This window comes from Aggregatilinea sp. (assembly GCF_036822615.1).
Lineage (GTDB): Bacteria > Chloroflexota > Anaerolineae > Aggregatilineales > Aggregatilineaceae > Aggregatilinea.
Genome location: NZ_DAISHJ010000040.1, coordinates 23,911 through 35,472, shown reverse-complemented (window position 1 = coordinate 35,472; position 11,562 = coordinate 23,911). Strand labels below are relative to the sequence as shown.

General features: G+C 64.1%; 9 protein-coding genes. 4 read left to right on the top strand and 5 right to left on the bottom strand.

Features of this window, described 5'->3' with window-relative positions; all coding sequences use genetic code 11:
* Positions 1–113 precede the first annotated feature (113 nt).
* On the bottom strand, positions 114–1,625 hold the full coding sequence (locus tag V7116_RS13160) for an alpha/beta fold hydrolase (protein ID WP_324392396.1): 1,512 nt from the start codon (positions 1,623–1,625) through the stop codon (positions 114–116).
* Positions 1,626–1,757: 132 nt separating this feature from the next.
* Here V7116_RS13160 and V7116_RS13155 point away from each other — a divergent pair, with 132 nt between their 5' ends.
* The gene (locus V7116_RS13155) at positions 1,758–2,429 is read left to right on the top strand and encodes a DUF4332 domain-containing protein (protein ID WP_324392395.1); all 672 of its coding nucleotides are present in this window, start codon (positions 1,758–1,760) and stop codon (positions 2,427–2,429) included.
* Between the two features lie 171 nt (positions 2,430–2,600).
* On the opposite strand, the gene V7116_RS13150 is transcribed toward V7116_RS13155, so the two are convergent.
* The 3 genes from V7116_RS13150 to V7116_RS13140 form a co-directional block, all read right to left on the bottom strand.
* The gene (locus V7116_RS13150) at positions 2,601–4,262 is read right to left on the bottom strand and encodes a R3H domain-containing nucleic acid-binding protein (protein WP_324392394.1); all 1,662 of its coding nucleotides are present in this window, start codon (positions 4,260–4,262) and stop codon (positions 2,601–2,603) included.
* Positions 4,263–4,265: 3 nt separating this feature from the next.
* Positions 4,266–5,210, bottom strand: coding sequence for a hypothetical protein (locus tag V7116_RS13145; protein WP_324392393.1), 945 nt, complete (start codon positions 5,208–5,210; stop codon positions 4,266–4,268).
* 398 nt (positions 5,211–5,608) lie between these two features.
* A complete protein-coding gene (locus V7116_RS13140; protein ID WP_324392392.1) occupies positions 5,609–6,355 on the bottom strand; it encodes an SIMPL domain-containing protein in 747 nt (248 codons plus the stop codon).
* 338 nt (positions 6,356–6,693) lie between these two features.
* On the opposite strand from V7116_RS13140, the gene V7116_RS13135 reads away from it, so the two are divergent.
* From V7116_RS13135 to V7116_RS13125, 3 genes are read left to right on the top strand one after another with little or no spacing between them, the layout of a single operon-like run.
* Positions 6,694–7,383 carry a hypothetical protein gene (locus V7116_RS13135; protein ID WP_324392391.1) on the top strand — a complete coding sequence of 230 codons (690 nt, stop codon included), beginning with the start codon at positions 6,694–6,696 and terminating at the stop codon, positions 7,381–7,383.
* Positions 7,384–7,420: 37 nt separating this feature from the next.
* Complete coding sequence (locus V7116_RS13130) at positions 7,421–8,311, top strand: DinB family protein (protein ID WP_324392390.1); 891 nt, start codon at positions 7,421–7,423, stop codon at positions 8,309–8,311.
* Between the two features lie 32 nt (positions 8,312–8,343).
* Positions 8,344–8,970 carry a pentapeptide repeat-containing protein gene (locus V7116_RS13125; protein ID WP_324392389.1) on the top strand — a complete coding sequence of 209 codons (627 nt, stop codon included), beginning with the start codon at positions 8,344–8,346 and terminating at the stop codon, positions 8,968–8,970.
* A 92-nt stretch (positions 8,971–9,062) separates the two neighbouring features.
* Here V7116_RS13125 and V7116_RS13120 read toward each other — a convergent pair whose 3' ends face one another.
* Positions 9,063–11,549, bottom strand: coding sequence for an ATP-dependent Clp protease ATP-binding subunit (locus V7116_RS13120; protein WP_349258537.1), 2,487 nt, complete (start codon positions 11,547–11,549; stop codon positions 9,063–9,065).
* Positions 11,550–11,562: the final 13 nt, after the last annotated feature.

The following is an 11,562-nucleotide window of genomic DNA, read 5'->3' as shown; positions in this document are numbered from 1 at the left end:
TCTCCAATCTGGGTTGGAGAGGGGAGACAAGCCGCGTCCAACGGGTTTTGTAGGGGCGGAAGCTTGCCCCGCCCGTTGTCGGCAAAGCCGGGTACCCCTACGCATCACACGCGCTAGTTGAAGGCGGGCATGTGCATGGTTTCGATGCAGCTCGTATCGGGCGGAGTGGTGGGATCGGCCAGGAACTGCATGCCGATCGACAGGCCGCAGCCGCCGTTACGCATCACGCCGTGACTCATCGCCGGGAACTCGACGTAAAAACTGTGGCTGAGGTGTTCGGCGGCGCTCTGGCTCCAGGCGGGCGGCGTGGCGGGATCGTATGCTCCGGCGAGCACCAGCGCCGGGATGTCGCTCTCGACCGGCTCGTTTTCGACCGGATCGGCGGCGGGCATCTCCCACTGCGCGCACAGATCGAACGCGAATTCGGCCCAACGCACGCGGTAAAAGTCCGCGAGTTCGGGCGGGGCACCGGCGGCACGCGCCGCGACCTGCGCGCGATCCTCGAACGGGATTTCCTCGCGGCACTGCATCGCGTAGAACATCGTCCAGTTGATGCTGCTTGGAATATCGGTCAGCAGCGCGTAAAACAGGCCGTCCATTGGCTCGAAGCGGTCGTGGCTGGCGTTGTCGATCATCCACGGCAGCGCGGCAATCGAGCCGGGATCGTACAGCATAAGTTCCATCGCTTCGAGCAGCATATTCCCGTTCACGACGACCGTGTATTCGCCGATCGTGCGCGTTACGGGGGCGGCGTTCAGGCGGTCGATGGCGGCGTAAAACGTCTGGTCGATGTTCGGGTAACGCGCGCTGCACGAGGCGTCGGCGGCGCAGGCGGCGAAGACATGCTCGAAGGAGCGCACGACGTTGGGCGCGTAGTCGCTGTAGTAATCGACCTGCGGCGGGTATACCGAGTCGAGGATCACGCTGCGCACGCCGTCGGGATAGTCGCGCATCAGGGTCAGCGCGAGCTTGGTCCCGTAGGACGTGCCGTAGTAGTTGGCCTGCTCGTAGCCCAGCGCGATGCGCAGATCGTTCGCGTCGGCGGCGTTGGTCGCGCTGTTGTACTGCGTCAGGTCGATCCCTTCGGCGGTCAACGTGTCGCGGCAGGCCAGCAGCGCCGCCTGTTCGCGGGCGTTGCGTTCCTCCTGGGTCAGCGCTTCGCGCGCCATCGCTTGCAGCGTCTCGACGTGCGCGGGGCAGTCCACTACGGGATCGCCGTAATCCGCGCCGCGCTGGTTGTAGTGGATGTAATCGCGTTCGGCAAGGATCGCGTCGCCCCTGGCATCGCCCAAATAATGCCCGACGGCGTCGAGCTGGTTGTAGCCCCCGCCGCCCGCGAGGTAAATCACGGGATCGGGCAGAGGCGTCTCGCTGCGGCTCTTGAAGATCGCCACGTGCAGCCTGATCCATGCCCCGTCCGGCTGGCTGCGGTCTTCCGGCACGACGAGATAGCCGCATTCGATCTCGTAGCCCTCCGGTGTGTCGAATGCACAGTCGGCAGGCTCGAAGCGCGGCGTATAGCCTGACTCTCCCTGTGCGGCTGCGGGAACTGCGGTGGCGCACATTACGGCGCAGAGGATGAGAACGGTGAGGATGTGCCCCATTAAGGTACCGTGCCTGTACATGGCTGCCCTCCTGGGAATGAAATGCGGTTCTGAGCGGTTATACGCGGCGAGTGTCCTGAGCATATAATGGAGCCGGGCCACGAACGCGCTGCCACAGCACGTCGGCGCGCAAAAACAATTAAGGGGGAGACGATGTACGCGATCGATCTCGCGCAAATCAGCCTGGATGAATTTGAAACGATCATCGCCACCGCCGACCTGCTGCCCGGCAGGCGGATTCTGGCGGACGATCTTTCGGGCGTGATGGCGCGCATGAAGCGCAAGGGAATAAACGACCTCGGCGCGCTGCAAAAGCTGCTGCGCAACAAGCGCGACTATCCCGCGCTCGCCGCCGAGCTGTCGGTCAGCGTCGATTACCTGACCGTGCTCAACCGGGAGATCAACAGCTACGTCTCGAAGCCGGTTCCGCTCGCAAGCCTTGATCTGTTTTCCGAGGCGGAATTAGCCCGGTTCGACCGGGAGGGACTCAAATCCTCGAAGGATCTGTATGAGCGCGGCCTGACGCGCGCCGCCCGTGAGGAACTCGCCGCGAGCCTGCATCTTGAGCAGGCGAAGATCGAGGCGGCGGTCGAACTGGCGGACCTGCTGCGCATCAACGGCGTTGGCCCGGTCTACGCGAAGATTCTGCGCGAGATGGGAATCAACAGCGCGGCGGCGTACGCGGAAACGGCGTCGGAAATCATTCTGGAGCGTTACTGCGCTATCAATACCGAAAAAGGGTACAGCAAAGCCCGCCTCAGCCTCAAGGACGTCGAGTATTGCAAGCGCTTCTGCCGGAAGCTGGACGTCGATATTCAGAAGTAGAGTGGGGATGGTAGGTGGCCCCGAAAAACGGGCGAAGCAAGCCCCGTCCCTACGGATGCGCGGCATTGTTGCACGGGCTGGAACCTGAAAGTTGAGCACTGGCAGCCGCAGAACAAAAAGGGCAGGGATGTTTCACCCTGCCCCCGGCATACGGTTTGGCTGAGATCCGGCTTAGCGCACCGGCTCGTCGCGGAAGATCCGCACGCGGCGGTTCGGCTCGTTGCCGTAGCTGTGCGAGATCAGGTGCGCGGCGCGGACCATTTCGTGCTGCTTGCGGCGAATATGCGCGGCCTGCGGCGACAAATCGACGGAGCGCGCCCCGCTGCGGATGCGGCGGATCGCGTCCTCAACTTCGCCCATCGCCCGGCCAAAAGGGTCCTGGGGTTCATCTCCGTGAAGCTGGAAGACATCCACCAGGAAGTCTTCCATTTGCGTGACGGTGTTCGCCCGCAGGACGTAGATCGAGATGCCCATGCGCTCCGCGTCCACGATCATGCGCGGGCGGCGGCGGTAGTAGTTCTTGAGCGTGACGATGGCCTGGGCCGCTTCGAGATCGTCCACGATCACGACTGGGACGTGAAGCTGTCGGGCGACCTGCTGAAGCCGGTTGCGCGCCACCCCGTAGGGATAGACGTGCAGCGGCGGCAGCGAGCGGTTGCCACCCGGCAGGTTGAACGGCTCGGCGCGGTTGGCGGACCCGCCGCCGAAGTTGTCGAGCACGTAGTCCTGCTCGCGCTCGCGGGCCGGGCCGGAGAACTCGTTCCGTCGCCCGGTGTCGCGCGCGCCGCTCCCGCCCCGGCGCGTGCCGTTGCGCTCGCCGAAGGTCGGATCGGGCCGGGCGGACTCGATCTGAATCTCACCCGACTCGGTGCGCGTGCGGATTTCCACGGGCAGCGGGCGGCCCCGCAGCTTGGCGTCCACGGCGGCAGCCACGTCGTCCAGCACCGCCAGCCGGTTGCGCGTCTGGATCTCGACCAGCACGTTGAAGGTCGGGGGCGCGCGGCGCTCCAGAACGGTTTTCTGCGTGCCGCGACGGCGCGCTTCTTCGTCCGAGAGCGTGACCGACTCGATGCCGCCCACGAGGTCGGACAGCGTCGGGTTGAGCAGCAGGTTGTCCAGGCTGTTGCCGTGGGCCGTGCCGATAAGCTGCACGCCGCGTTCCGCGATGGTGCGGGCGGCCTGCGCTTCCAGTTCGCGCCCGATCTCGTCGATGACGATCGCTTCGGGATTGTGATTCTCGACCGCTTCGATCATCACCTCGTGCTGGAACAGCGGACGCGCGACCTGCATACGCCGCGCCCGGCCAACCGCCGGGTGGGGCACGTCGCCGTCGCCGCCGATCTCGTTCGAGGTATCGACGATGATCACGCGCCGCGATTCGGCCAGCACGCGGGCGGCCTCGCGCAGCAGCGTCGTCTTACCCACGCCGGGTGGTCCCAGCAGCAGGACGTTGTTGCCCGCCTCGATGATGTCTTCCAGGATATCGATCGTGCCGTAGACCGCCCGCCCTACGCGGCAGGTCAGGCCGACGATGTCGCTCCGGCGGTTGCGGATGGCGCTGATGCGGTGCAGCGTGCGCTGGATGCCGCCGCGGTTGTCTTCGTCGAACGAGCCGACGCGCTCCGCCACGTATTGGATCGTTTCCGGCGTGACTTCCTGCTCGTCGAGCACGACTTCGCCGTCCACGTAGCGCGCGGTGGGCACGCGGCCCAGGTCTACGATGACTTCCAGCAGATCGTTTTCATCGCGGCCCGTGGCCGCTAACCGCTCGACCAGATAGTCTGGTAAAACGGCTTTGAGTTTTTCAAGGTCGTCGGTAATTCGTCGTTCCATAGCTTATTTCTGATTGAATCCCCCGCCGCTGCGCTCGTTGGCGGGCGCGCGGCCATTGTGAGTCGAGAGTTTATGGAGTGGAAGTGGGCCGTTGGCAACGGGTGGGCGCAGGCGGCTCGCTTCGAGCGGGTGGAGCGCCGCAACCTCTGCGCGCTCAGCGCGCACGGTCGTATACTTAACCATGAGTGCCTGGTGTGTCCACGGGACAAACTCCACTTCTTCCAGCACACGCTGGAGCCAGTCCTGGTAAGCACGCGCATAGAGGTACACTGGCAGGTCCTCCGCGTGCGACGTACGGGCCAACGCCGCCAGAATGATGTCCGACGTTTGCTCGTAAATCTCAGGGTGAAAATAGGGCTTGATGACGATGCCGCTTTTGCCGTCCGTCACGGATAAATACGCGGCGATCTGTCCATCCCGCTCGTAGACCAACCCGCCGCTGTAATCCGGGTCGGGCAGGGGTTCCGCCTGCTGAAGCAGACGCGGCACGGTGTTGGCCCACAATACGCTGATCCCGATCGCGTCCTGGCTGCACGCGGGCCGGAGCATATCCGGCTGGCCGCGCTGTACGCTGGCCGGTTCGCGGCGCAGGATCACCTGGCGCGAGTACACGGCGAAGCCCGCCATGCGAAATGACGGAAAAGCCGCGTGTCCCTCGTCGATTTCGGCGCTAAGTAAGTGCGCCCCGCGTTTGCCCGCCTCGAAGGCGAGCGCTTCGAGCAGCCGCGTCCAGATCGGGCTGTCGCCCTCCTGCGGCTCCGGCGCCACCAGTGTCAACTGGGCGACCTGATCGCCCATGCGGTGACGAAATTGACCCACGTAGGTGCTGTCGCCCTGGCGCATAACGAGCGTCGGCGCGCCGAAATCGGCCAGCGGAAAGGACGCGAGCAGCGCGTCTTCCAGCCCGTTGATCCCTTTTGAGAGCGCCGCCGCAAGGTCGAGCGGCAAGCTCCGTGCAATGACACGCCGCACATTGGGCAAGTCAAGGGGGGAAATTGGGCGTACGTCAGTACGATCCATACTCGGCCAGCTTTCCAACTTCATCCACGCATAACAATACTATCTACGCATTAGTTGGCGTATAGTCTCACAAGCGCGACAGGTTGCAGGTCACCGACCGGGGGGATCTTCCGCAACTGTCTTGCGGACCAAAGGAAGGATGGAGTATGGTTCATCTTGGTTCCATTTTAGCATTACGTAAGATCACCTGCAATTGGTGTTTCGTAAGAGACTTATTTAAATAAATTTAGCGCCAGGATCGTTAATGAACACCCTAAAATGGCCGCCGCGATCAAAAAAGGGGCGGGGCGCTGCGCCCCACCCCCCGATGATCGATCGCGCGGGCGCTACTGAAGCACGTAGGTGATCGTCACGCTCATGGTCACGCTGAGCGTGCCCTGGCTGATCGCGGCGTCACTGGTGGCTGCACCCATGCCGCCGTAGTCCATGCGGTTGGACAGCGGGTACACGTTGCTGCCTTCCACCACGTCCACGGCCTCGCCGACGGTCGCACCGACCAGCCCGGCCAGTTCTTCGGCGCGGGCACGCGCGTCCGCAACGGCACCCGTGCGGGCTTCGCTTTCGAGCGCGGCGCTGTCGGAGATGTCAAACTCGACGTAGTTGACCAGATTCGCGCCTGCGTCCACCGCGGCGGAAATCAGCTCACCCACGCGCGACGCATCGCGCACGGTCACGCGCACGGTGGTGCTGACGCGGTAGGGTGTGCCGCCCGCCGCGTCGCTGCTGGAGGCCATCGGGCTGTAGCTGTAGTCCTGCGAGATGTTGAAGTACTCGGTGCGGATATCTTCCGGCGCGACGCCCGCATCCTGAAGGGTCTGGATCACGGCGTCCATGCGGGTATTCACGTCGTCCATAGCATCCGCGATGTCGGTATTGACCGCTTCGACGCCCAGGCCCACGCGCACGATGTCCGGCACGCCGGTCGCGTAGCCGTAGCCGGTCACGGTGACGGTGCGCTGGTCGGAACCGTCCTGGGCGTGCGCCGGGCGCGCGGAGAGGCCCGCCCCGGACGCGGCCAGGGTGAGCGTGAGGACAAGCGCCAGTGCTGCGACGAAGTGCTTGCGGAATGACATGTGTTCTTCTCCTTGATCCACTATACGGTGTCGGGCAGGTTACAAGGGTGCACACGATTCGTTGTGTTATACGGAGTTATTGTACGAATGCGCCGCGCCAGATGCCGGGCGCTGGGTGTGCGTCTGCCCATCCCTTTCTAGACGCTGCCCGCGCGCCAAAAGTTCCCACCCGTTTTGGAGATCGGGAAACGCGGGCGGGAGCCGGTGCATCCAAAAAACGGCACGGGGCGCGGCGGGTGGATTGGCTGGCAGTCCCGGCAGCCATTATAATTCGTGCGACTGCAGGGGCAGCGTTTTGCGGGCCGTGCTGCCCGGTTCCAACCGGAAAGAGGCATGCGATGGGTCGTAAGAGACATCTGTTGGGGATTCTGGCCGTGGTGATCATGGCGATTGCTGCGTGCCAGCCGGACCCGAAACATCAGGTTGAAACCGGGGCGGAGCTGCTTTCCGCCACGTTTGACGATCCCTCCTCGTGGGAGAGCGGCGCGTATCCGGTGAATGCTGAGGAGCCGGATTCGACCCTGAGCGTGGTGGACGGGCGTTTCCGCATCGATCACCGCTCGACGGGCAGCCCGTCGTTCACGTGGAGCCTGGGCGGTGACGCCTATCAGAACGTGGTGATCGAGGTCGAGACGCAGCAGATCAGCGACGAGGAAAACAACCTCTACGGCGTGGCCTGCCGCCTGACGACGGACGACAGCGGCGACGCGACCGGGTACGTGCTGCTGATCAGCGGCGACGGCTATTTCGGTTTCGCGCGCCTTTCGAACCGCAGCCTGGAGTTCCTCATCGACTGGCGGCAGAACAACGCCATTCGCAAGGGCAAGGCGTCGAATACCATCCGCGCCGTGTGTGTGGACGATTATCTGGCGTTGAGCGTCAACGGCGAGTTCCTGGGCGACATCACCGACGACAAATACGCCGATCAGTCGGGGCAGGTGGGCATGGTCGCCGGGGTGACAACCGACGCGTCGGTCAGCATCGACTTTGACAATCTCATCGTATACGAGGGCCGGATCACCGGCTGATCCAGCCGGGAGCCGCCTGCAGATCGAGGAGGGACGTATGAGCGATCGAACGCCTACCTGGGGCGATACGCTGGTTCACTTGCTCGCCGTGGCGTCACGCATGGAGGGCGAAGGGCAGTACAACATCGCAAAGCTGCTGCGCGCCAGCGCCGAGGCGGCCCTGCGCCGGACGGCCTACCGGTCGAATTTGCCGACCGGGCTGTCCAATTTACATGGCGCGGTCGATCAGGCCGAAGGGGAGCTGGCCGCGCTGGGATTCGGCCCCGACGTGCTCGACGCGTTCAAAGCCGGGCAGGCCGCGCTCAAAGCCGGACGCCTGCCATTGATCGAGGAAATGCCCAACCCGTTCATCTGCCGGACGTGCGGCTGCCTGACGGTGGAGCGCCCCACCGAGCGCTGCCCGGTCTGCGGCGCGTGGCCCGAAACCTTCCACGAGTACCTGCCGAATTACTGGTTCGACGCGCTCGATCCGTTCCAGTCGGTGGCGCGGCTGCGCGGCACGCCGGGTGAGGTCGCCGCGCTGATGGAAGGCATGAGCGAAGACGCCATGAACCAACAGCCCGCGCCGGGCGAATGGTCCGTCCGGCAGGTGGTGACGCATCTGCACGATTCACAGAAGGTGCTTCAGACGCGCGTCGAGCTGTTGATGACGCAGGAGCATCCCGCCCTGGCATCGCAGGCCGTGTTCGAGTGGGCCGGGCAGGAAGCGCGCCCGTCGACCACACGCGACATCTTCGCGGAATATACCGATCTGCGCGGCCAGATCCTCGAACGGCTGGACGGCATCGCGCTCAAGGACTGGTGGCGCACCGGCTTCCACGAGGAGTTCGGCGAGGTGACGCTGGCCCAGCAGGTCAGCTACTTCGCGGCGCACGAGACGGTTCACCTGCCGCAAATCGACGCGCTGCGCGTCAAGTTTGGTGCATGACGCAGGAATCATGACGCTGAGGAGCAGCCCGCATGGGATGTAGTGATTTGGCCGGAACGGAATTCAACGGCCAGGTGTTCAAAAAGATCCAGTGCTCCGGCGAGACGCTGGACGATAAAGAATTTTACGAGTGCGAGTTCAACGACTGTGTTTTTACCGAGACGGTGTTCAAGCGCTGCCGCTTCGTGGACTGCACGTTCAACGGCTGCGACCTCAGTCTCGCGCAGGTTCCGAACTGCATGTTCCGTGACGCGACGTTTGAAAAGTCGAAGCTGGTGGGCATCGACTGGACGAAAGCCGTGTGGGGCCGCAAACAGGGGCTGCTGAATTCGGTGGCGTTCAACGAGTGCACGCTGAACTACTCGACCTTCATCGCTGCGCCGATGCCGAACCTGCGCATGACGCGCTGCGTGGCGCACGACGTCGATTTTGCCGAGGCGGATCTGACCTCGGCGGATTTCAGCGGGACGGATCTGGCGGACAGCCGCTTCTGGCAGACGAACCTGACCGGCGCGGATTTTCGGGGCGCGAGCGGCTACGCCATCGCCGCGACGCTGAACACGCTCAAAAAGACGAAGTTCGCGCTGCCCGAGGCGATCTCGCTGCTGTACAGCCTGGACATCGTGCTGTCCAACGACGAGGACGATCCGCGCGGCTGACGGAACCGGAAGCGAGTTTTGCACGCAATAAAAAATCCCGCGTTCGGATGAGCGCGGGATTTTCGTGTCTGTACGCGGAGGCCGCCGGGGGATTACTCGGCGTGCTCCTCTTCCTCGACCGATTCCTTCACCTGGGCGGGCACGTGCCCGCTTTCCAGGCGGCGGAAGTTGATCTGCCCGTCGTCGTCCAGGTAGATTTCTACCAGATCGCCGGAGCGGAACTCGCCCTTCAGCAAGCGCACGCTCAGCGGGCTTTCGACGTAGCGCTGGAGCGCACGGCGCAGCGGGCGCGCGCCGAACTGCGGGTCGAAGCCGACCTCGGCCATCTTATGCCGCGCGCCTTCTTCCATCGCCACGTAGAGGCCCTGTTCGGCCATGCGGTTGGCGATGTCCTGCATTTGCAGGTCCACGATCTGCTCCACCTGTGCGAGCGTGAGCGGCTCGAAGATGATGATTTCGTCGATGCGGTTGAGGAACTCGGGCCGGAAGTTCCGGCGCAGCGCCTCTTCGATCGCCTTGTGGTCCGCGATGAGCTGCGGGTCGTTGTCGGTGAAGAAGCCCAGCGCGCCGCCCTTGTTGGCGAACTCGGTGCCCAGGTTGCTCGTCATGATGATAACCGCGTTGCGGAAGTCCACCGTGCGGCCCTGCCCGTCGGTCATGCGCCCGTCTTCGAGGATCTGCAGCAGCGCGTTCCACACTTCGGGGTGCGCCTTTTCGATCTCGTCGAACAGGATCACGCGGTACGGGCGGCGGCGGACCGCTTCGGTCAGTTGCCCGCCTTCTTCGTAGCCCACGTAACCGGGCGGTGCGCCGAACAGGCGGCTGACGGTGTGCTGCTCGCGATATTCGCTCATGTCGATGCGCAGCAGCGCGTCTTCGTCGTCGAACATGAACTCGGCCAGGGCCTTCGCCAGCTCGGTCTTACCGACGCCGCTGCTGCCCAGGAAGATGAACGATCCGATCGGGCGGCGCGGGTCTTTCAGGCCGCTGCGGGCGCGGCGGATCGCGTCGGAAATGGCGACGACCGCCTCGTGCTGGCCGATGATGCTCCGGTGCAGCACGTCTTCCATGCGCAGCAGCTTTTCGGCTTCGGTCTCCATCATCTGGCTGACCGGGATGCCGGTCCACTGCGCGATGACTTCCGCGATGTCGTGCTCGTCCACGATCTCGTCGAGCGTGTTTTCCTGCTGCCACTCGCGGCGAGCGGTCTCGTAGTCTTCTTCCAGCTTCAGCCGCTCGGACTTGACGATGGCGGCCTGCTCGTAATCACGATTGAGGCTCGCCTCTTCTTCGGCGGCTTCCAACTGGTCCAGCGCGCGCTTCATTTCCTTCAGATCGTCGGGCATGGAGTAGAGCGCGACGCGCAGCTTCGACGCGGCCTCGTCCATCAGGTCGATGGCCTTGTCGGGCAGCTTGCGGTCGGTCACGTAGCGCTGGCTGAGCTTCGCCGCCGCGACCAGGGCCGCGTCGGTGTAGGTGATCTTGTGGTGCGCCTCGTAGCGCTCGCGCAGGCCGCGCAGCATCTCGATCGTCTCATCGATCGACGGCTCCTCGACGAAGACCGGCGCGAAACGGCGGTCCAGCGCGGAGTCTTTTTCGATGTACTGGCGATATTCGTCCAGCGTGGTCGCGCCGATACAGTTCAGCTCACCGCGCGCGAGGGCGGGCTTCATCATGTTGCTGGCGTCCAGCGCGCCCGAGGCCGCGCCCGCGCCGACGACCTGATGCAGCTCGTCGATAAACAGGATGATCTCGCCTTCGGACCGCTGGATCTCTTCGATCGCGGCCTTGAGGCGCTCCTCAAACTCGCCACGGAAGCGGCTCCCGGCGATCATGCCGCCGAGGTCCAGGCTGACCACGCGCCTGTTCGCCAGAATTTCGGGCACGTCGTCGGTGGCGATCTTCTGCGCCAGCCCTTCGACGATGGCGGTTTTACCCACGCCCGCCTCACCGATCAGCACCGGGTTGTTCTTGGTGCGGCGGCTGAGGATCTGGATCACGCGCAGGATTTCGTCATCTCGCCCGATCACGGGATCGAGCTTGCCTTCCAGCGCCATCTGGGTCAGGTCGCGGCTGTACTTTTCGAGCGTGCGATAGCGCGTTTCGGCCTGCGGGTCGGTGACGCGCTGCCCGCCGCGTATTTCCTTGATCACTTCCAGCACGCGCTCTTTGCTGATGCCCGCCTCGGCCAGAATCCGCGCGACGGCGGTCCGGCGCTCGCTGAGGATCGCCAGGAACAGATGCTCCGTGCTGATATATTCGTCCTTCAGCCGGTTCGCCTCTTCGTTGGCGATATCGACCACGCGCTTCACGCGCGGCGTGATGAACACCTGACCCGCGCCGCCGCCGTAGATGGCGGCCTTGGGGCTGGCCTTCAGCACGTTGTCAAGCTGCTCGCGCATGGCGTCCTGGTCCACCGCCATTTTTTCGAGCAACTGGGGGATGACGCCGCCGGGTTGTTCCAGCAGCGCGAGGAGCATATGCTCCGTATCGACCTGATTGTGCCCGTAGCGCTGCAAGATTTCGTACGCTCGTACGGCGGCATCTTGCGCCCGTTCAGTGAAACGGTCAAAACGCATCATGGGGTTTTGT